At 70.7% G+C, this 20,204-nt stretch carries 20 protein-coding genes and 1 pseudogene; 11 read left to right on the top strand and 10 right to left on the bottom strand.

Annotation, left to right across the window (positions count from 1 at the left end):
- Positions 1-25 precede the first annotated feature (25 nt).
- Together dnaJ and OHA86_RS17105 are read left to right on the top strand one after the other, a co-directional pair.
- Positions 26-1,225 (top strand): molecular chaperone DnaJ, encoded by a 1,200-nt coding sequence (gene dnaJ, locus OHA86_RS17110; RefSeq protein WP_329176367.1) that lies wholly within the window; start codon positions 26-28, stop codon positions 1,223-1,225.
- A 4-nt stretch (positions 1,226-1,229) separates the two neighbouring features.
- Positions 1,230-1,721, top strand: a complete 492-nt coding sequence (locus OHA86_RS17105) for a heat shock protein transcriptional repressor HspR (RefSeq protein ID WP_443071757.1) — start codon at positions 1,230-1,232, stop codon at positions 1,719-1,721.
- A gap of 130 nt (positions 1,722-1,851) precedes the next feature.
- Here the strand turns inward: OHA86_RS17105 and OHA86_RS17100 are convergent, their stop codons facing one another.
- The gene (locus OHA86_RS17100) at positions 1,852-2,259 is read right to left on the bottom strand and encodes a pyridoxamine 5'-phosphate oxidase family protein (RefSeq protein ID WP_329176366.1); all 408 of its coding nucleotides are present in this window, start codon (positions 2,257-2,259) and stop codon (positions 1,852-1,854) included.
- A 248-nt stretch (positions 2,260-2,507) separates the two neighbouring features.
- Here OHA86_RS17100 and clpB point away from each other — a divergent pair, with 248 nt between their 5' ends.
- The gene (gene clpB / locus OHA86_RS17095) at positions 2,508-5,114 is read left to right on the top strand and encodes an ATP-dependent chaperone ClpB (protein WP_329176364.1); all 2,607 of its coding nucleotides are present in this window, start codon (positions 2,508-2,510) and stop codon (positions 5,112-5,114) included.
- 102 nt (positions 5,115-5,216) lie between these two features.
- Complete coding sequence (locus tag OHA86_RS17090; RefSeq protein ID WP_329176362.1) at positions 5,217-5,765, top strand: YbjN domain-containing protein; 549 nt, start codon at positions 5,217-5,219, stop codon at positions 5,763-5,765.
- Between the two features lie 189 nt (positions 5,766-5,954).
- Here the strand turns inward: OHA86_RS17090 and OHA86_RS17085 are convergent, their stop codons facing one another.
- The 3 genes from OHA86_RS17085 to OHA86_RS17075 form a co-directional block, all read right to left on the bottom strand.
- The gene (locus tag OHA86_RS17085) at positions 5,955-6,329 is read right to left on the bottom strand and encodes a VOC family protein (RefSeq protein WP_329176360.1); all 375 of its coding nucleotides are present in this window, start codon (positions 6,327-6,329) and stop codon (positions 5,955-5,957) included.
- A gap of 131 nt (positions 6,330-6,460) precedes the next feature.
- Complete coding sequence (locus OHA86_RS17080) at positions 6,461-7,153, bottom strand: HAD family hydrolase (protein WP_329176358.1); 693 nt, start codon at positions 7,151-7,153, stop codon at positions 6,461-6,463.
- 212 nt (positions 7,154-7,365) lie between these two features.
- A complete protein-coding gene (locus tag OHA86_RS17075; protein ID WP_329176356.1) occupies positions 7,366-8,280 on the bottom strand; it encodes a ScbA/BarX family gamma-butyrolactone biosynthesis protein in 915 nt (304 codons plus the stop codon).
- Between the two features lie 104 nt (positions 8,281-8,384).
- On the opposite strand from OHA86_RS17075, the gene OHA86_RS17070 reads away from it, so the two are divergent.
- Positions 8,385-9,050: a ScbR family autoregulator-binding transcription factor gene (locus OHA86_RS17070; RefSeq protein ID WP_329176354.1), complete on the top strand. Its 666-nt coding sequence runs from the start codon at positions 8,385-8,387 to the stop codon at positions 9,048-9,050.
- Positions 9,051-9,524: 474 nt separating this feature from the next.
- A complete protein-coding gene (gene asnB / locus OHA86_RS17065; protein WP_329176352.1) occupies positions 9,525-11,366 on the top strand; it encodes an asparagine synthase (glutamine-hydrolyzing) in 1,842 nt (613 codons plus the stop codon).
- On the opposite strand, the gene OHA86_RS17060 is transcribed toward asnB, so the two are convergent.
- The 5 genes and pseudogenes from OHA86_RS17060 to OHA86_RS17040 form a co-directional block, all read right to left on the bottom strand.
- Positions 11,278-11,718: a VOC family protein gene (locus OHA86_RS17060; RefSeq protein WP_443071995.1), complete on the bottom strand. Its 441-nt coding sequence runs from the start codon at positions 11,716-11,718 to the stop codon at positions 11,278-11,280. The genes asnB and OHA86_RS17060 overlap by 89 nt on opposite strands.
- Positions 11,719-11,900: 182 nt before the next feature.
- Positions 11,901-14,669, bottom strand: a complete 2,769-nt coding sequence (locus tag OHA86_RS17055; RefSeq protein ID WP_329176350.1) for a right-handed parallel beta-helix repeat-containing protein — start codon at positions 14,667-14,669, stop codon at positions 11,901-11,903.
- A 164-nt stretch (positions 14,670-14,833) separates the two neighbouring features.
- Positions 14,834-15,343 (bottom strand): DUF2199 domain-containing protein, encoded by a 510-nt coding sequence (locus tag OHA86_RS17050; RefSeq protein WP_329176349.1) that lies wholly within the window; start codon positions 15,341-15,343, stop codon positions 14,834-14,836.
- Positions 15,344-15,565: 222 nt separating this feature from the next.
- Positions 15,566-15,904, bottom strand: a complete 339-nt coding sequence (locus tag OHA86_RS17045) for a YciI family protein (RefSeq protein WP_329176347.1) — start codon at positions 15,902-15,904, stop codon at positions 15,566-15,568.
- A gap of 138 nt (positions 15,905-16,042) precedes the next feature.
- Positions 16,043-16,486, bottom strand: a pseudogene (locus tag OHA86_RS17040) (aminotransferase class I/II-fold pyridoxal phosphate-dependent enzyme); the annotation flags it as partial.
- 86 nt (positions 16,487-16,572) lie between these two features.
- Here OHA86_RS17040 and OHA86_RS17035 point away from each other — a divergent pair.
- The 4 genes from OHA86_RS17035 to OHA86_RS17020 all read left to right on the top strand — a co-directional run bounded on the left by OHA86_RS17035 (position 16,573) and on the right by OHA86_RS17020 (position 18,964).
- Positions 16,573-17,118 (top strand): recombinase family protein, encoded by a 546-nt coding sequence (locus OHA86_RS17035; RefSeq protein WP_329182443.1) that lies wholly within the window; start codon positions 16,573-16,575, stop codon positions 17,116-17,118.
- Positions 17,115-17,792 carry a recombinase family protein gene (locus tag OHA86_RS17030; RefSeq protein WP_329182442.1) on the top strand — a complete coding sequence of 226 codons (678 nt, stop codon included), beginning with the start codon at positions 17,115-17,117 and terminating at the stop codon, positions 17,790-17,792. Before OHA86_RS17035 ends, OHA86_RS17030 begins: the two co-directional genes overlap by 4 nt.
- Complete coding sequence (locus OHA86_RS17025; protein WP_329176345.1) at positions 17,771-17,956, top strand: hypothetical protein; 186 nt, start codon at positions 17,771-17,773, stop codon at positions 17,954-17,956. Before OHA86_RS17030 ends, OHA86_RS17025 begins: the two co-directional genes overlap by 22 nt.
- 651 nt (positions 17,957-18,607) lie before the next feature.
- Positions 18,608-18,964: a hypothetical protein gene (locus OHA86_RS17020; RefSeq protein ID WP_329176343.1), complete on the top strand. Its 357-nt coding sequence runs from the start codon at positions 18,608-18,610 to the stop codon at positions 18,962-18,964.
- A 96-nt stretch (positions 18,965-19,060) separates the two neighbouring features.
- Here the strand turns inward: OHA86_RS17020 and OHA86_RS17015 are convergent, their stop codons facing one another.
- The gene (locus OHA86_RS17015; protein WP_329176341.1) at positions 19,061-19,570 is read right to left on the bottom strand and encodes a DUF2199 domain-containing protein; all 510 of its coding nucleotides are present in this window, start codon (positions 19,568-19,570) and stop codon (positions 19,061-19,063) included.
- A 116-nt stretch (positions 19,571-19,686) separates the two neighbouring features.
- Between OHA86_RS17015 and OHA86_RS17010 the strand changes: the two genes are divergently transcribed.
- Positions 19,687-20,124, top strand: coding sequence for a DUF4259 domain-containing protein (locus tag OHA86_RS17010; RefSeq protein ID WP_329176340.1), 438 nt, complete (start codon positions 19,687-19,689; stop codon positions 20,122-20,124).
- The last annotated feature ends 80 nt before the right edge of the window (positions 20,125-20,204 follow it).

Here is a 20,204-nt window from a genome sequence, read left to right as displayed (position 1 = left end):
GGAGCGGAGAGGAGGGACGCCGGGGATGAGCATCAGTAGGGACCTGCTGGAAAAGGACCTGTACAAGGTCCTCGGCGTCCCCAAGGACGCCACCGAGGCCGAGATCAAGAAGGCGTACCGGAAGCTCGCGCGCGAGTTCCACCCGGACGCCAACAAGGGCGACGCCAAGGCCGAGGAGCGCTTCAAGGAGATCTCCGAGGCCAACGACGTGCTCTCCGACGCCAAGCGGCGCAAGGAGTACGACGAGGGCCGCGCGCTGTTCGGCAACGGCGGCTTCCGTCCCGGCCCGGGCGCCGGCGGCACCGGCGGGTTCAACTTCGACCTGGGCGACCTCTTCGGCGGCGCCCAGGGCGGGCCCGGCGGCACCACCACGACCGGCGGCCAGGGCGGCGGCTTCGGCGGCGGTCTCGGCGACGTCTTCGGCGGCCTGTTCAACCGCGGCGGCGGCGCCAGGGTGCAGCCCAGGCGCGGCCAGGACATCGAGTCCGAGGTCACGCTGAGCTTCACCGAGGCCGTGGACGGCGCCACGGTGCCGCTGCGGATGTCCTCGCAGGCGCCCTGCAAGGCGTGCTCCGGCACCGGCGACAAGAACGGCACACCGCGGGTGTGCCCGACCTGTGTCGGCACCGGGCAGGTCTCCCGCGGCGGCGGTGGCGGCTTCTCGCTCACCGACCCGTGCGTGGACTGCAAGGGCCGCGGCCTGATCGCGGAGACACCCTGCGACGTCTGCCACGGCAGCGGGCGGGCGAAGAGCTCGCGCACCATGCAGGTCCGCATTCCCGCCGGGGTCACCGACGGGCAGCGGATCAGGCTGCGCGGCAAGGGCGCTCCCGGTGAGCGCGGCGGCCCCGCGGGCGACCTCTACGTCGTCGTGCACGTCGGGCGGCACTCGATCTTCGGCCGCAAGGACGCCAACCTCACGGTGACCGTGCCGGTCAGCTTCGTGGAGGCGGCGCTGGGCGGCGACGTCAAGGTGCCGACGCTCGGCGGCCCGCCGGTCACCCTCAAGCTCCCGCCCGGCACCCCGAACGGGCGTACATTGCGCGCCCGTGGCAAGGGCGCGGTGCGCAAGGACGGTTCGCGCGGCGATCTGCTCGTCACCGTCGAGGTGGCGGTGCCCGAGAAGACCGAGGGCAAGGCGCTGGACGCACTGGAGGCCTACCGGGAGGCGACTGCGGACGTCGACCCGCGGGCCGAGCTGTTCAAGGCGGCAAAGGGAGCGTGAACGGATGAACATCGACGGCCGGATGGACGGTACGGCGCCGGGGCCGCGCGGCCCCGGAGGCCCCCGTGGCCGCAATCCGTACCAGCTGACCGAGGAGTCCCCGGTCTACGTCATCTCGGTGGCGGCCGAGCTGTCGGGCCTGCACCCGCAGACCCTGCGGCAGTACGACCGCCTCGGCCTGGTGTCGCCCGACCGCACGGCCGGGCGGGGCCGCCGCTATTCGGCCCGCGACATCGAGCAGCTGCGCGAGGTGCAGCGGCTCTCCCAGGACGACGGCATCAACCTCGCCGGTATCAAGCGGATCATCGAACTGGAGAACCAGGTCGCCGCGCTCCAGGCGAGGGTGGCGGAGCTGAGCGCCGCGGTGGAGGGCGCCGCCGCCGTCATCCAGCAGCGGGAGGCGGCGGTGCACGCGTCCTACCGGCGGGACCTGGTGCCGTATCAGGATGTGCAGCACACCAGCGCGCTGGTGGTGTGGCGCCCCAAGCGCGACTAGCTTTTGTGCGACGGCGGGCGGGGCCGTCCGCCCCGCCCGCCGCACGTTCCGCCCCGACGCGGAGGACGCGGGGACCGGGCTGCGGACCCCGATCCCGGCCCCGGCCTTCCGCGGCGGCCGGGGGACCGCGTCAGGCGTTGCCCATGGCTCTGGTCAGGGCGATCTCGATGACGACGCGGTGCGGGTTGGGCCCGGGAGTACGGCCGTAGCGCTCGGTGTAGCGGGCCACGGCGTCGGCGACGCGGGCCGGGTCCTGCGAGACGGTGGCGAGGCCTTCGAGGGTCGCCCAGCGGCGGCGGTCGACCTGGCAGACCGCGACCCGCGCCCCACCGGGTCCGGCGGCGCGTACGTGCGCGACCTTGGCGCTCGACGTATTGGCGATCACCCGGGCCAGCCCCGCCTCCGGGTCGTAGGTGACGCCGACCGGCACCACGTGCGGGGACCCGTCCGGGCGGGGCGTGGTCAGGGTGCACAGATGGTGTTCGCGCCAGAAGCCGAGGTAGCCCGCCTCGGGGGCGCGCGGATCGCGTCGTGCCATGGCCTGACGGTAGCTCAGCGGCGACGGCGCGCCAGCGCGGCACCGGCGTCAGCAGCCAGGTGGGCGGAGCGAAAGCGGCCCGGAGAACTGCGGCACACACCGGCTGTGTCGGAGTGCCGAAGTGAAGTTGAGTGGAATAGACTCAATATCGTTCATGTTCCTTTACGCAACAAGCCATGTACGTGCTGCCTACCGCCTGGCGCGGCCAGCACAATGGACGGACGAGCACCCGAGGAGGAGCCGACCCCGTGGACGCCGAGCTGACCAACAAGAGCCGGGAAGCGCTCAACGCCGCCAACACCCGGGCGGTCTCCGAGGGCAACCCGGACCTGACGCCCGCGCATCTGCTGCTCGCACTGCTGAGCGGCACGGACAACGAGAACGTGCTCGACCTGCTCACCGCGGTCGGCGCCGACCCGGCGGCCGTCACGGCGCAAGCCGGCCGGCTGGTCGAGGGGCTGCCGAAGGTGCAGGGCTCCACCGTGGCGCCGCCGCAGGCCAACCGCGACCTGCTCGCGGTGATCGCGGACGCCGCCGAGCGGGCCAAGGAGCTGGGGGACGCGTACCTTTCCACCGAGCACCTGCTGATCGGGATCGCCGTCAAGGGCGGCCCGGCCGGTGACCTGCTCACCCGTCAGGGGGCCGGCGGCAAGGAGCTGCTGACCGCCTTCGAGACCGCCCGTGGGGGGCAGCGCGTGACCAGCCAGGATCCCGAGGGCACGTACAAGGCGCTGGAGAAGTACGGCACCGACTTCACCGCGGCGGCCCGCGAGGGCAGGCTCGACCCGGTGATCGGCCGCGACCAGGAGATCCGCCGGGTCGTCCAGGTGCTCTCCCGGCGCACCAAGAACAACCCGGTGCTCATCGGCGAGCCCGGCGTCGGCAAGACCGCGGTCGTCGAGGGCCTGGCCCAGCGCATCGTCAAGGGCGACGTGCCCGAGTCGCTGCGCGACAAGCGGCTGGTCTCGCTCGACCTCGGCGCGATGGTCGCCGGCGCCAAATACCGCGGCGAGTTCGAGGAACGGCTCAAGTCGGTGCTCGCCGAGATCAAGGACAGCGACGGCCGCGTCATCACCTTCATCGACGAGCTGCACACCGTGGTCGGCGCGGGCGCCGGCGGTGACTCGGCCATGGACGCGGGGAACATGCTCAAGCCGATGCTGGCCCGCGGTGAACTGCGGATGGTCGGCGCGACCACGCTGGACGAGTACCGCGAGCGGATCGAGAAGGACCCGGCCCTGGAGCGCCGCTTCCAGCAGGTGCTGGTCGCCGAGCCGACCGTCGAGGACACGGTGGCGATCCTGCGCGGCCTCAAGGGCCGCTACGAGGCCCACCACAAGGTGCAGATCGCCGACTCCGCGCTGGTCGCCGCGGCGACGCTGTCCGACCGCTACATCACCTCGCGCTTCCTGCCCGACAAGGCCATCGACCTGGTGGACGAGTCGGCGTCCCGGCTGCGGATGGAGATCGACTCCTCGCCGGTCGAGATCGACGAGCTGCAGCGCTCGGTCGACCGGCTGCGCATGGAGGAGATGGCGGTCAAGAACGACACCGACCCCCGCGCCGTGCAGCGCCTGGTCAAGCTGCGCAAGGACCTCGCCGACCGCGAGGAGGAGCTGCGCGGCCTGACCGCCCGCTGGGAGAAGGAGAAGCAGGGCCTGAACCGGGTCGGTGAGCTGAAGGAGCGGCTCGACGACATCGGGACCCGGATCGACCGCGCCCAGCGCGACGGCGACTTCGAGACCGCCTCCAAGCTGCTCTACGCCGAGAAGCCCAAGCTGGAGGCCGAGCTGGCGGAGGCCACCCGCGAGGAGCAGGAGGCCGCGGGCCAGGAGACGATGGTCAAGGAGCAGGTCGGCCCGGACGACATCGCCGACGTCGTCGCCGCCTGGACCGGCATCCCGGCCGGCCGGCTGCTGGAGGGCGAGACGCAGAAGCTGCTGCGGATGGAGGAGGAGCTGGGCCGCCGGCTGATCGGCCAGACCGAGGCGGTCCGCGCGGTCTCCGACGCCGTACGCCGCTCCCGCTCCGGTATCGCCGACCCCGACCGCCCGACCGGCTCCTTCCTCTTCCTGGGCCCGACCGGTGTCGGCAAGACCGAGCTGGCCAAGGCGCTGGCCGACTTCCTCTTCGACGACGAGCGGGCCATGGTCCGTATCGACATGAGCGAATACGGCGAGAAGCACTCGGTGGCCCGGCTGGTCGGCGCGCCTCCCGGCTACGTGGGGTACGAGGAGGGCGGCCAGCTCACCGAGGCGGTGCGCCGCCGCCCGTACAGCGTGATCCTGCTGGACGAGGTCGAGAAGGCGCACCCCGAGGTCTTCGACGTGCTGCTCCAGGTGCTGGACGACGGGCGGCTCACCGACGGCCAGGGCCGTACGGTCGACTTCCGCAACACCATCCTCATCCTGACCTCGAACCTCGGCAGCCAGTATCTGGTGGACCCGGCGCTGAGCGACGAGCAGAAGCGCGAGCACGTGCTGAGCACGGTCCGCGCCGCCTTCAAGCCGGAGTTCCTCAACCGGCTGGACGACATCGTGGTCTTCTCCGCGCTGGCCAAGGACGAGCTGCGCAGGATCGCCCGGCTGCAGACCGACCGGCTCGCCGCCAGGCTGCGGGACCGCAGGCTCGCCCTCGACATCACCGACGAGGCCCTGGACTGGCTCGCCGACGAGGGCAACGACCCGGCCTACGGCGCCCGGCCGCTGCGCCGCCTGGTGCAGACCGCCATCGGCGACCCGCTGGCCCGCGCCCTGCTGGCGGGCGAGGTCGCCGACGGGCAGACGGTGCGGGTGGACCGCGCCGCCGACGGGCTGATCGTGGGTGCGGCGAGCGGTCCCGACCTCAGCAAATGACCCCGCGACCGGGCGGTGCGCCGGATGCGTACCGCCCGGGGTTGTGACGACCGGGGGCGGATGAGGGAGGATGGAAGGGAGACGTCACGAAGGGACTTCACGGTGAGCATCGACCCGTCCTCGATTCCCAGTTTCGGGGGCCAGCCGGACCCCGACCCGACCGGATCCAACGGCAGTGTGGTCATTCCGGACCAGGACCTGGTCAAGCAGCTGCTTGACCAGATGGAGCTGAAGTACCTCGTGGACGAGGAGGGCGACCTCGCCGCTCCGTGGGAGGACTTCCGCACCTACTTCATGTTCCGGGGCGAGGGGGACCAGCAGGTCTTCGCCGTCAGGACCTTCTACGACCGTCCGTACTCGGTCGACGACAAGCCGCAGCTGCACGAGGTGATCGACGACTGGAACCGTCGCACCCTGTGGCCGAAGATGTACACCCACACGCACGACGACGGCAGCGTCCGGCTGATCGGCGAGGCCCAGCTGCTGATCGGCCTCGGCGTCGGCCTGGAGCACTTCGTGTCCAGCACGGTGAGCTGGGTGCGCGCGTCGATCGAGTTCGACAAGTGGGTCGTGGAGACCCTGGGCCTGGCCAAGGACGCGGACAGCGAAGCCGATGGCGACGGTCCCGCGGAAGGTCCCGCCGAGGACTAGCCGGTACCGGCACGTACGCACGTGGCCGGCACCGCCGCGTCCGCACGTGGCCGGCCTCGCACGGACGGCAAGCCGAAGGGGCGGGCGCATCACGCGCCCGCCCTTCGCGTCCGCCGGACCCGCTGTCCGCGCCGGACCCGCTGTCCGCGCCGGACCCGCTGTCCGGGACGAGGGCGGGCACGGCGTGCGCTAGGCGGGGTCCTGGAGAACGGACAGCACGTTGCCCGCGGGGTCGGTGAACCAGGCGATCAGCGGGCCGCCGCCGCGGAAGATGCCCTTGCCGTCCGTCGTGAGCTGCTCGTAGCGCTGGAAACGCACGCCCTTCGCGCTCAGTTCGTCGACCGCCGCCTCGATGTCGGCGACCGGGAAGTTGAGGATCGTGTACGTGGCCGGCACGTGGTCGGCCTTGGGGTAGACCAGGACGTTCCGGTCACCCGCGATGTGCAGCGTCAGCAGGCCGTGCTCCTCGGAGACCTTGAGCCCCAGCGTCCCGCCGTAGAAGTCCTTGGCCGCGCCGAGGTCGTTCACCGAGAAGCCGCTGAACGCCTTTGTCGAACCGAACATGTTCGCCTCCTGTGCGTGCCGTGCGTGGTTCTTCCCTGTGCAGACCGGGGCGGGGCCTGGAACTCATCGGTCGTCCGGCACCCGGCGCCGGTGCCGCCGCCCGCGCGGCGGCAGCACCGGCGCCGGACGGCTCACTCGTGCAGGTGCCGGGCCACGCGTTCGCTCGCCCACTCGAAGATCCGCGGTTCGTCGAGGGTGGCCACCCACAGGTCGACCATGTCCGCGATCTCCTCACCCGGCCAGGGGCCGACGCCCAGCACCCGCAGGCCCGCGCGGGTCGCGGACTGGACGCCGCAGTACGAGTCCTCGACGGCCAGGGTGTCCGCGGGCGCGGCGCCGCAGTAGCGGGCCGCGGCGAGGTAGAGGTCCGGGTCCGGCTTGGGGCGCGCGGTGCTGTCGGGCACCACGACGTGGTCGAAGAAGTGCCGCAGGTTGGCGGTGGTCAGGCACTCCTCCACGACCTCCAGCGGGCAGTTGCTGGCGACGGCCAGGGGGGCGAACTTCGCGGCGTTGGCGACCAGTTCCTGGGCGCCCGGCATCGTCTTGGGTGATTCGGCGACCAGGGCGCGGAAGCGGCTGAGCAGCCGCTCGGTCAGCTGTCCGCCCAGCTCCGGGCGCCCGGCCTCCTCGGCCATGAGGCGGCCGCACTCGGTGTAGTGCAGGCCTTTGGTGCGCTGGGCGAAGTCGGGTGCTGTGCCGACGCCGAAGTCGTTGATCGTGAGTTCACGTGCGACCTCCCAATGGCGTTCGGTGTCCATGAGGGTGCCGTCGCAGTCGAAGACGATGGCGGCGGGAGTCCAGCTGAGGATGCGGTGGGAGGTCATTCGCAGTAGTCCCTTCGGGAATACCTGGAGGCGCTTGTGCTGGCGGTCCCATGGCTCAGGACATGGGAGGGCAGCGTGATGCAGCGCCAGGAGGGTGCGGACCGGTGGCATGGCGCGATGGCCATTTCCGACAATCACCGGGAAACGTAACGATCAGTACGTTATGCATCGTCACGGATGGGAGTCAAGCAACCACGTGGAGTAAAAAGTCCTCACCGGTACCCCAGAACGCCGAAGGCCGTCCGTGCTCCGCCCTGCACGACGCCGAACACGCAGGTCCTGTGGTGCGGCACGCAGACCACGTGGGCGAGCGGGGCGAACTCGGTGAAACGGGCCGCTGTCATCCGCCCGGTGTGCGGTCGCAGAAGGGTGCCCTGGCTCGCCACCACCGTGGCCTGGCGTACGGCTTCGAGCAGCACCATGCCCGGCACATGGTCACTCGGATGGTCGAAGAAATACGGGTGACGGGGATCGGCCGGGCCCAGGACGACCGCCCCCGCGTGGTGGCCGATCAGTACGTCGTGCCGGCTGGGCACCGCCAGCTCCGACGCCGTCGGGCGGGCCATCCCGGCCACCGCGACCGGCGGCCACAGGGCGCCGGCCGCGCCGCGCACCTCGGCGTACCGCCGCTCGTCCAGCACCCGCATGCCGCCTCCGGCGCGGGCGAAGACGGTGCCGCCCGCGAGGAAGTCCACCGTCATCCGCAGTCCGGCGACGGCGCCGCGCGCGTCACGGCGCACCCGGGGCTCTTCCACCGTGCAGGTGATGTCGGTGGCACCGGAGCACGCCTCCGGCTCCTCGTCCGGGTCGATCTCGAAGAACAGGTCGGTGATGATCATGCGCGCCGTCGCCGGGGCGCCGAAGTAGCGCAGCGGGATGTAGATACCGAGCTGGCGCAGGGTCTCCGCGAGTATCAGCGGGCTGTGCAGGCTCCCGCCGTCGCGCGGGAATGTGGCGTGCGACCTGGGCCAGGACGCCGCCGCCTCGAAGCCCCCGCCGGCGCGTCGCCTCATGTCGGTGAGCAGTACCTCGGCCGGCGAGGTGCGGTGCACCATCTCGCGGGCGACCGTGCGCGACCAGCTCAACGGCCGGCTGCGCTGGGGGATGCCGCCGGCTGACGCGCTCATGTACCCAGAAGAACCCACAGCACGCGTGGCCGCATGTCGTCCGGCCCGCCCGCAGGTACTACATTTGCACACTGTACGTTACGGTTTAAATACATGGAGTAATTGTGCAGGTACGGGCGAAGACGACGCGGCGTTTTCTGCTGGAGGCAGCGGCACAGCTGTTCGACGAGCGGGGCTACGCGGGCACCAGCATCAGCGACATCAGCGCGCGGTCGGGACGTACCAGCGGGTCGATCTATTTCCACTACGCCAGCAAGGAGAAGCTGGCGCTGGCCATTGTCGAGGAGCATTTCGCGAACTGGCCCGAGATGATCAGCCGCCACCAGGCCGCGGAGGTGCCCGCGCTGGAAAGACTGGTGGCGCTGAGCTTCACCGTCGCCCGGGCGTACCGCGACGATGTCGTCGTGCGGGCCGGCGCGCGGCTGTGGATGGAGCGCAAGGCCATCGACGCGGACCTCCCGACGCCCTTCGTGGGCTGGATCGGGGCGGTGACCGGGCTGCTGGAGGAGGCGCGCGCGGAAGGCGCGCTCGCCGCCGGCGTGGTGACCGGGACGGCGGCGCACGGCATCGTCTGCGCCTTCTTCGGCATGCACACCGTCTCGGACGCGCTGGACGGGCGCCGCCGCATCGAGGAGCACCTGCGCCAGCTGTGGCTGCTGCTCCTGGTGGCGCTCCAGGCCGAGCCCGACCCCGCCGGGCTCCTCGCCCGTGTGCTGGGCGGAACGGGCGCGGGCGCGGTGCTGCCCGCGCAGATTTCCGAGCGGGGGTAAGCGGGGGTAAAGGGCGGGCAAATGACCGGCCCCGCGTGCGAGGTGGTTTTCGGACGTTCGGGGCCGGCGGTAGGAGGACCGCGGCGCGGCGGCGCGGGGCCGTCCGGGGGTTCGGCGAGGGATGGGATCGTATACGTCCAAGCGGTCGACCTGCACTGATGAGTACCGCGTCGCGGCTCCCGGCGCGGCGCTCGAAGCTCTGGGCTGACGGTGAGCGGAGCGTAGGCGCCGCTCGGCCGTGACGGCCGTTGTCGCAGGTCGCATAAGCACTGACTCAAAGTTGCCCACAGCAACTACCTGAGCGGCGGCATCCGTTGACGACGGCGCTTCCGCGCATGACGATCGCATTTAGATGTCCGATACACACGAATCTGTGTCACCGGCATGTTGCAAGACACCGCCGAGGCGTCCGGCGCGACCGCGGGCTGTGCGGACGCCTTCCCGGCGGCATCGAGCGAACCGGGAGGAAGACGCATGTGCGGAATCGCCGGATGGATCTCCTACCAGCGCGACCTGCGGACGGAGCAGGCCGCCGTCGACGCGATGACCGAGACGATGTCCTGCCGCGGCCCCGACGACCGCGGCACCTGGATCAGCGGGCCGGCCGCGCTCGGCCACCGCAGGCTCGCCGTCATCGACCTGCCCGGCGGCCGACAGCCGATGAGCGTCGACACACCGCGCGGACCCGTCGCCATGGTCTATTCGGGTGAGGCGTACAACTTCACCGAGCTCCGCGGCGAACTGGCCGCGCGCGGCCACCGCTTCAGCACCGGCTCCGACACCGAGGTGGTGCTGCGCGGATACCTCGAATGGGGCGCGGCGGTCGCCGAGCGGCTCAACGGCATGTACGCCTTCGCGATCTGGGACGACCGCGAGCAGCGGCTCGTGATGATCCGCGACCGGATGGGCATCAAGCCGTTCTACTACCACCCGACCGCCGACGGGGTGCTGTTCGGCTCCGAGCCCAAGGCGATCCTCGCCCACACCCTCGCCGGCCGGACCGTGACCGCCGACGGGCTGCGCGAGCTCTTCGCCTTCGTCAAGACCCCCGGGCACGCGGTCTGGGAGGGGATGCGCGAGGTCGAGCCGGGCACCGTGGTCACCGTCGAGCGCGGCGGCATCCGCACCCACACCTACTGGTCGCTGGAGACCAGGCCGCACACCGACGACCGGCAGGCCACCATCGCGCGCGTCCGCGAGCTGATGGACGACATCGTCCACCGGCAGCTGATCGCCGACGTCCCGCTGTGCACGCTGCTCTCCGGCGGCCTGGACTCCTCCGCCATGACCGCGCTGGCCGCCCGGCGCCTGGCCGGGACCGGCGAGCGGGTGCGCAGCTTCGCCGTGGACTTCGTCGGCCGCACCGAGAACTTCGTCGCCGACGACCTCCGCGCCACCCCGGACACCCCCTACGTCCACGACGTCGCCCGCGCCTCCGGCACCGACCACCAGGACATCGTGCTCGACTCCGAGCAGCTCGCCGACCCCGAGGTGCGCGCCCGGGTGATCCGCGCCAGGGACCTGCCCGCGGGCTTCGGCGACATGGACGCCTCGCTGTACTTGCTGTTCAAGGCGATCCGCGAGCACTCCACGGTGGCCCTGTCGGGGGAGTCGGCCGACGAGGTCTTCGGCGGCTACAAGCAGTTCTTCGACCCCGAGGCCCGCAAGGGCCGCACCTTCCCGTGGCTGGTGCACTTCGCGGAGCACTTCGGCGAGGACGAGAGCATCCTCACCGAGCCGGTCGGCAAACTGCTCGACCTGGACGGCTACACGCGCACCGGTTACGCGGAGGCCGTCGCGGGAGTCCAACGCCTCGACGGGGAGGACGACTTCGAATTCCGCATGCGCACGATCAGCTATCTGCACCTGACCCGGTTCGTCCGCGTCCTGCTCGACCGCAAGGACCGGGCCAGCATGGCGGTCGGCCTGGAGGTGCGCGTGCCCTTCTGCGACCACCGGCTGGTGGAGTACGTCTACAACGCGCCCTGGGCGCTGAAGTCCTTCGACGGCCGGGAGAAGAGCCTGCTGCGCGAAGCCACGGCCGACGTGCTGCCGCGGTCGGTCTACGACCGGGTCAAGAGCCCCTACCCGTCGACGCAGGACCCGGCCTACGCGGTGGCCCTCCAGCGCAGCCTCCAGGACCTGCTGACCACGCCCGCCCACCCGGTCTTCGACATCGTCAGCCGCGACTGGCTGAAGCGGGCGGTGGCGATCGCCAGCCCCCAGGTCACCCAGGCGTCCCGCCGCGGCCTGGAGCGGACCCTGGACCTGGCCCTGTGGATGGACATCTACCACCCCACCCTCGACCTCGCCTGACCCTGACCCTGAACGCGCGACGCGCCGGAGCCCCGGACGGCAGGCGCCAGCGGGGCGTCGACACGGTGAACTCGTAGCCGTCGGGGCCGGCCATCAGCAGCCGGCCGGCCTCGTCGTCGTCATCGCCCTCGTACTCGTCCTCGTCCTCGCCGATGAGCGTCGCCCCGAGCGAGATCAGGCGGTCGACCTCCGCCTGCCGGTCGCCGCCGGCGGGGGGAGCGAGGTCGAAACGCACCCGGTCCCCGCCTGTCCTCGGCATCAGCGGCGGGCCGCCCCAGGTGATCTTCGGGCCGCCGTGCGGCGAGCGGATCGCGGTCTCCTGGTCCTGGTCCCGGACCAGCGGCCGGCCCAGCGCCCCGGCGCGCGGCCCGACGGGCGCTCCTGTCGGCGCCTCGACCGGGTGCCTAGGGATGGGCGGGTGCCGCCCGCAGCCGGTTTTTCGCCGGCGGGCAGCGAGGAGGGGCGGGCAGCGGAAAGGGGCGGGCGCGTGGTGCGCCCGCCCCTTCCGCCCGGCGGATGGATCCGGCCGGCGGGTCAGTCGTTCTGGTAGTAGCCGAACAGGTCGACGACCAGATCCGTCTTGCCGCCGCTGCGGTTGAAGAAGTCGACGATCCCGTGCTTGCCCAGGCTGGCCTGGGACATGTTCGGGACGATCTGGCCCTTCACCCAGTTCAGCGTGGAGGAGACCGGCGTGGGCGGCCAGACCTCCGTGCCGGAGTTGTACTGGTCGACCGTGTTCGGGTCGGGAGCGACGCCGAGCCAGCCGCTGCTCGTGGTGTTGACGACCGTGGTGTTCAGCACCACGCCGGTGAAGTCCGGCTCGTCGGGGGCGAACGGGATGATGGCGTACTCGCCGGGGCCGAGCGGACCGCCGGACCACTGGGCCGGGTCACGGGTGTCGAGCCACCGGTCCGGCAGCAGCGGGACGTAAGCGCCCTTGACCGAGGCGCTGTAGTAGCCGACGACGTCCACGACCACGTCGAGCGGCTTGGCGCCGGTGTTGAGCGCGACGCGGATCCTGCCGTCCGACCCGACCGGGGTGACGACCGCGTTCGCGATGATCCTGCCCCCGGTGACGTTCAGGTTGGACGCCACCGGCTTGGCCTTGCCGTCCGGGTAGACGGTGAGCACCGCGCCGCCCTTGGCGTTGACGGCGGTCACGTTGAGGGCGACCGCGGTCACCCCGGAGGACGGGATCTGGCCGTGGTCGTTGCCGGCGATCTGCACGATGATCGAGCCGCCCGAGCCGATCTGCCGCTTCGGGGTGCCGGTGCCGTAACGGGTGTCGGTCGCCCGGTACGGCGCCAGCGGCTGGAAGTAGCTCGCCCCGTCGAGGCCGTAGTAGCCGGTGATGTCGGCGATCAGGTCCACCGGCTTGGGGCTCTGGTTGTACAGGTCGACGTAGCCGTTCTCGCCGACCGGCACGATGCCCAGGTTGGGCACCGTCTGCCCGGCGACGAAGTTGAGGTTCGACGTCGTCGGGCGCGCGTAGCCGTCGGGGTAGGCGGTGATGACGCCGCCGGCCGAGCTGCCGGTGACCGTCAAGTTGAGCACCGCCGCGGTCACCCCGGCCGGGACGCCGGCCCGGCCGGCGATCTGGACCCGTACGGTGCCGCGGCCGGGGACCTTCGCCTTCTGGGCGCCGGTGCCGTTGCGGGTGTCGAGGAGGCGGGTCGGGCCGACCGCGGTGAAGTTGCGGCCCTGGGTCACCCAGTCCGTCTTCGTGGACGCGGCGTTGCCGTACGGGTCGGTGACCGTCACGGTGACGGGGAAGACGCCCGCCTTGGCGTACCGGTGCTCGGCGGTGTATCCGCCGGGCCCGTACACGGTGGTCGTCGTGGACTTCCCGTCGCCCCAGCTGACGGTCTCGGTCAGGGTGACCGAGGCGCTGGTGATGCGGGTGTCCAGCGAGCCGCCGTACGCGCTGGTGTCGTCCCCGCCGGTGATCGCCACCGCCAGGGTGGGGTTGGGGTTGACGTACTCCACGGCGCCGCGGCTGGTGAAGGAGCCGGCGCCGTAGAAGTCCGTGGCGGGCTTGCCCGGCGCGTCGGGGTTCGCGCTGCCGATGACCGCCGAGCCGTGCTGGGGCGCGGCGTCGATGATGCCGCTGGAAAGACTCCGCGGCTGCTGGGTGGCGGCCTTGACGGTGTCCTTCACATCGTGGGCGCCCTGCGGGGTCGCGGCCTGGAAGGCGGCGAGCGTCGGGTAGCCGGTGCCGGCCCAGTCGTACGGGGAGGTGGCGTCGGTGCCGTAGACGTAGAAGGCGTTGTAGTCGCTGGTGACCGCGTCGGCCGAGTCGGCGGACACCGAGACGTCGGCGGCCCAGGTGTCCCCGGTGCTCGCGCAGTCCGCCGGGTGGCCGCCCAGCGGGTTGTCCGTGCTGAGGTTGGCGTCCTCGAAGAGGTTGTTCTCGACGGACACCCCGGTCGAGGCGTCCGCGACCGTCAGGGCCGGGTAGCAGCCGCGCTGGATCGTGTTGTTGGTGACGTTCAGGCCCTGCACGCCCGAGGCGGCGACCCCGGAGGCGGCAATGAGGTTCGCCGCGAGGGTGACGTCCTTGGCGCCCGCCGCCAGCGAGACGGCCCGGGCGCCGGCGGTCGCGGACCCGGCGTCGATGTACGTACGGCTGATGGTGACGCCGCTGGACGTTCCGTCGACGTCGACGGCCGCCGGGCCGGCGTCCCGGGCCCCGTCGACGTATCCGGAGTCGAACGTGACCCCGGTGGAGTTCGCTATCCGCACCGCAGACCGGCCGGCCGCGCCCTCGACGATCAGGTTGCGCACCGTGACGTCGGAGACCCCGTCGAGGGTCAGGGTGGGCTTGGCGGCGTCCGCCGGCTGGAGCCAAACCCAGTTGCCGACGCCGACGATCGAGATGCCGGAGGTGGTGACGGTCACCGTCTGGGGCGAGGCGACGCCGGACGGGTTCTGCACGGAGACGGTGTCGCCCGGGTGCGCGGCGTCCACCGCGTCCTGGATGAGGCAGTACGGGGCGGCCTGCGTGCCGTCACCGGTGTCGCTCGTGCACGACGGGGTGGTCCGGACGTGGATCGTGGTGCCCGTGGCGTCCTTCGCGCTGACGGCAGCCGCGGGCGACGCGGCCCGCTGGAGCCGGGCCGAGCGCGGTGCCGGGGTGTCGAAGTGGTGCTTTCTCGGTGCGGTCGCGGCCGACAGCGTCTTCGTGGCCGCGGCAGTGGTGTGGTGGGCGGCGCGCGGACTGCTGTCCGCCTGCGCCACGTTGGGGATGAGGGCGACTCCGGCCGCGACGAACGCGGCGGTTGCCCCAAGACGGCGGTGTGACACCGGCCTTCCATTCCTCGGAATCGATGGAGGATGAACAGGAGGCGAATCGTACGGGGGTGCGAACAGCCCGCTGCAACCACCCCCTTCTCCGGGGAACCCGGACTTTTCGGAAGGCCGGAGTCCGCATGCGGCAGCCGCCGGGGCCCGCGGCGCGCGGTCGGTGATCAGGCCGGATGCAGCACAGCTGCGGCGATCTCCCGCACGCGGTCGTACGTGATCCCGGTGCGCTGTTCGACGGCCAGCGGGTGGTCGGTGGGCTCCAGTTCGATGAAGGGGCGGCTGCCGACCGGTCGCGTATGGGCGTTGGTCTTCAGATCGGTGGTGCTCTCGGAGTACAGCGCGAGTTCGGTGCTGAGCCAGCCGAAGTACGGCTTCTCGGCCTCGCGGCCCTCCGTGTTCCACACCTCCAGGGCGCGGGCGAAGTTGTCCTTGCTCAGGGAGACCCACACGCCCCACGAGAAGACGTCCTCGCCGCCGATCACGGGTATCTCGATCAGGCCCCTGATGAAGAAGTGCTGGCCCCTGATCACGCACTGGTCGGACGACAGCGTGCTGTCCCGATCAGTCTCGAAGCGGGGCTCCCAGATGTCGGGAGCCGCGATCGAATAGCCCAGAGGGAGCTCCGCGTGGTGGTCGCCGCAGCGTGAGCATATGAAGCCGGCATCGTCAGACATGGCGCGAGCCTAGCGACCGCCGGGGACGCGGACGGCGACGCCGACAACCCCGCGGCCACCGTGAGCCACGCAGTGCGCACGCGAGCGGACTTCAGCCGTCGGCGGCCTCCCGCGCCTCGCCCCGGAGGCGGATCGTACCGGGGCCCTGCCCGGAGATCCGGTGCGGAGTCCCGCTGAACCGCCGGCGCAGGCTTCGCGCCCTTCGCGGCGGGCCGGCTTCGATCAGACGGCCGGGTCGGGCATGATCTCCCGGACCTCTTGCGGGCAGCGGCACGCGGCAGCGAACTTGGCGGCCCACTCGAGAGCGTCCGCACGTGAGGGCACGTCGATGATCGCGAACCCGCCGAGGACCGCCTTGGTCTCCGGGTACGGGCCGTCGCTGACGGTCCCGTCGGTAGCCACGACGCTCGCCTGCTGCGTTTCCAGCCCACCGCCGAAGACCCACACAGCGGCGTCCTGAGCCTCCCGCACCACCTTGTGCGCGGCTTCGTCCACCTCGGGCAGTTCGTCCTGGGGGATGGCCATCACGCCGTCGTCGAAAGAGATCAGATACCGCGTCATGCAGGGCTCCTTTGTCCGGCCGCCTCAGCCTACGACGAACGCCTCGCTCCGGAACCGACACTTCCCCGCCGCGATCCGCCGACGACGGTGCGGACAGCGCGTTGCGCCCTGTCCGTCTGGGCAGGCCATGCGGGGTGCTCAGCCTCCGAAGGCCTTGCGGAGGCGTCCTGCGGCGTCGGTGAGGGTGTCGGGCTGTTTGCAGAAGGCGAAGCGGACCTGGGTGCGGCCTGCGGTGGGGTGGTCGTAGAAGACGGAGTTGGGGACGGCGACGACGCCCGCGCGTTCCGGGAGCGCGCGGCAGAAGGTCAAGGCGTCGGTGTCGGGGGCGAGTTCGGCGATGTCGGTGGTGATGAAGTACGTGCCATGGGGCTCGTGGACGGTGAAGCCGGCGTCGCACAGGCCCGCGGCCAGCAGGTCGCGCTTGGCGCGGAGGTCTTCGCGGAAGTGGGCGAAGTACGTGTCGGGGAGGGCGAGGGCCTCGGCGACGGCGTACTGGAAGGGGCCCGAGGCGACGTAGGTGAGGAACTGCTTGGCGGTGCGGACCGCGGCGACCAGTTCGCGGGACCCCGTCACCCAGGCCACGCCGTTTTCATACACTCGTTCGCATGTCGCGCACCAAGCCCACGTAGGGCAGCCACAGCACCACGGTCGCCGGTGAGCCGGCGGCGATCTACTGCCGCATATCCCAGGCGGAAGACGACGATCAAACGGGCGTCGACCGGCAGGAGCGGATCTGCCGGAAGATCGCCGAGCGCCGCGGGTTCGTCATCAACCCGGCCCACGTCTTCGTGGACAACAGCCGCTCCGCCTGGAGCCGCAAGCGGAAGCGCCCCGGCTGGGACCGCCTGCTGGTCGACGCGCGGGATCGCAGCTTCCGGCACATCGTCGCTTACCACCCCGACCGGCTGATGCGGCAGCCCCGAGACCTGGAGGAACTGCTCCAGGTCTCCGACGACCACGCGATCACCCTCCACGGGGAGGCGAACCGGCGGGACCTGTCCGGCCCCGACGACCGCTTCATCCTGCGTATCGAGGTCGCCCACGCATGCCGGTCGTCCGACGACACCTCCCGGCGGCTGAAGTCCGCGATGCAGGACCACGCCCGGGAGGGCAAGCCGCAGGGCGGTGTCCGGCGGTTCGGCTACGCCAAGGGCGGCATGACGATCATCGAGGATGAGGCGGAGATCGTCCGGGAGGTGTTCGACCGCACCTGAAGGGCGAGGGCGCGGCTCCGCTCGCGAAGGACCTCCATCGCCGAGGTATCCGGACAGCTGGCGGCAAGGCGTGGAGCGCCGGGACTGTGCGCGGCCTACTCGACTCACGGCACGTCGCCGGCATCCGCATGCACCAGGGCGAGGAGGTCGGCCCCGGGACCTGGCCCGCGATCATCGACGCGGGAGTGTGGGCCGAGGTCAGGGCTCGGCGAGAGTTCCGATCGGCAGCTCACAAGAAGGCACTCAGCAAGCCCCGGCAGCGGTACTACCTCCTACGCGGCCTGGTCATGTGCGGGCGCTGTGGGACGTTGACGTCCGGCACGGCCAAGACGGCGGGCCCTGCGTACCAGTGCAATCGTCGCGGGCGGAACGACGAGAAGAAGTGCTCCCGGGCGATCGTGGCCCCGACGCTGGAGGACTTTGTCAGCGACGCCGCCGTCAAGCTGCTCAGCGAGCTCCGGGTGGACGGTCGGCTCGCCAGCGGCAACCTCTCCGAGGGCGTGGCCGAGGAGGTGGAGGACGACCAGCGGCAGCTCGCCGAGCTGAACGACATGTGGACGGCGAAGGAGCTGTCCACGGCGGAGTACGGAAGATGCGCAAGGAGATCACCGACCGTATCGCCAAGGCTCAGCGCCGAGTCGTCATCCGGCCGATGGTGCTCCTCGACGGCCTGACGGGCGCCGGCGCGCGGGCTGCCTGGTCTGCCGACGGCATGACGGACGAGCGCCGCAACGCCGTGCTGAGGTTCCTGTTCTCCGGCATCGTCATCGACGAACCGAAGAAGCTCGGCCGCTACATGGACTGGGACCGGATCCGCATCGACCAGAACCCGCTGTAGCGAGCCGTTGGGCCCAGGCGCACCAGCAGTCGGCCAGGTTGTGGAACGGTACACAGGCACAGCTGTTGCTACGACTGGTGCGAGGATGACATCGGGGGCAGCGAAGGAAGGTGGGAATTCGGCGTCGGTGAGGGATGAAGTGACGGAAATCGGCACCTTGCTTTCGATGGTGAGCGAAGCTGTCCGATGTGAGTCGGGCGAGCAGATCATCACGAGGTTCGTCGTCTGCCCGCTTTGCGAGGCCGACACCTTCGAAGTGGCCGGAAACGAGTGCTTCTGCGAGGGCTGCTGCATACCCGTCGGGCTAGAAGGCGGACAACTGTATTCCTGTGAGCTGTCCTTCGTGCTCGCGCCATCGGTCGCTCGGCCCGATCCCGTATGCCCCGAAGGACACGACGTCTTCCAGGTGGCGCTTGCGTACGGTCTCCGAGGGGGCCACCAAGTCCAGCGCATCTCGGTCGGTCTTCGCTGTCCGATCGACGGCGCTCAGCACCTCTTTCACGACAACGCGCCCGTGGCGCCTCGACAGATCTTTTAGACCAGCACACAGGAGGTTGAGGCGGATAGCCGTGCCGCATCGGAGCAGTTCTCGCTTCGCATACTGCTACCACGCCGGCCCTCTCTGTCGGAGCGGCGTGCGAGGCTCTGGGCATGACTTACGACCTGGCTGTTTGGGAGGGTGAGCGACCAGCAGATGACAAGACTGCTGGTCGCGTCTTCACTGGTCTCTACGACCGCTACATCGACGAGGAACCCGAACACCCTCCGACCGAGCGGATCGCCGCTTACGTGGCCGCGCTCCTTGAGCGGTGGTGTGACATCACCGAGGACGAGTCAGACAATTCTCCCTGGTCAGCCGGTCCGTTGATCGGTGAAGCCAGCGGCCCGCTCATCTACTTCACGATGCGCTGGAGCATGGCCGAAGAAGCGTCGGCCTACGCGGCGGCCTTGGCGGAGTCCATGGGCCTGGTCTGCTTCGACGTGCAGCAGGACGGGCTCAGGCCCTGAGGCGAGGGCGTGGGTGGTCCTCTTCGGAGCCGTCCCGAGGCGCTGGCTGGCCGTTGCTCCACGGCATCCGACGGGCTCCGAGAGCCCGGTGGGTGATCACGCCGGACGCAGTACAGCCGTGGCGATCTCGCGCACGCGGTCATGCGTGATCCCCTTGCGCTGTTCGACGGCGAGTGGTTGGTCAGTGGGCTCTAGTTCGATGAAGGGGCGCGTGCCGACCGGTCGGGTGTGGGCGTTGGTCTTCAGGTCGGTCGTGCTCTCGGAGCAGAGCGCGAGTTCGGTGCTGAACCACCCGAAATAGGGTTTCTCGGCCTCGCAGCCTTCCGCGTTCCACACCTCGCGGGCGCGGGCGAAGTTGTCCTTGCTCAGGGAGACCCACACGCCCGATGAGAAGATGTCCTCGCCGCCGATGACGGGTATCTTGATCAGGCCCCTGATGAAGAAGTGCCGGCCTCTGATCACGCACTGGTCGGGCGACAGCATGCTGTCCGGGTCAGTCTCGAAGCGGGGCTCCCAGATGTCGGGAGCCGCGGTCGAGTAGCCCACGGGGAGCTGTGTGTGGTGGTCGCCGCAGTGCGAGCACGTGAAGCCGAGAGCGTCAGACATGGCGGGAGCCTAGCGACCGCCCAGCTTTGGTGGCCGCCGTAAGGCGCCGGCACCGTCCGGGCTCAGTTGTCGGTGGCCACCGCGAGGATTCCCGGAACGCTACGCGAGGAGATGACGTGGGCACCTGGGACATAGGCCCCTTCGACAACGACACCGCCGCCGACTTCGCCGGCGACCTGGACGAGGCAGCGCTGGAAGAGCGGGAGCCCATGATCTGCAGCGTCCTCAAGCGCGCTGCCGATGTCACGGATTTCCTGGAGACCCCTGACGCCGAGCGAGCCGTTGCCGCAGCAGCCTTGGTCGTCGCGCAGCACCCTGACGGCCAGTCCGCGTGTTCGAACTACGGTCCGTCTGAGCCCCTGCCGGAGTTCCCGGCAGACCTCCGGACGCTCGCTGTCGAAGCCCTGGACCGGGTGGTGGCTGAGTCGTCGGAAGTCGCCGAGCTGTGGGACGACGTTGTGGATGGGCGGAAATGGCGCCAGGACATCACCCGCCTCCGTGATGTCCTCGACCCTCCGGTCCCGCCGCAAGAAGAGGCGCTCTTCGGGATCTGACCGGCGAAGCACAGCCACGGATCACGGAAGGTGAGCCACGATCGACTCGCGCTCTGGCTCGGGTTTTGAGAAGCGTGCAC

The sequence above is a fragment of the Streptomyces sp. NBC_01477 genome (assembly GCF_036227245.1).
GTDB lineage: Bacteria > Actinomycetota > Actinomycetes > Streptomycetales > Streptomycetaceae > Actinacidiphila.
The sequence above is the reverse complement of the archived record's forward strand: the minus strand, read 5'-3'. Positions and strand labels throughout refer to the sequence as shown.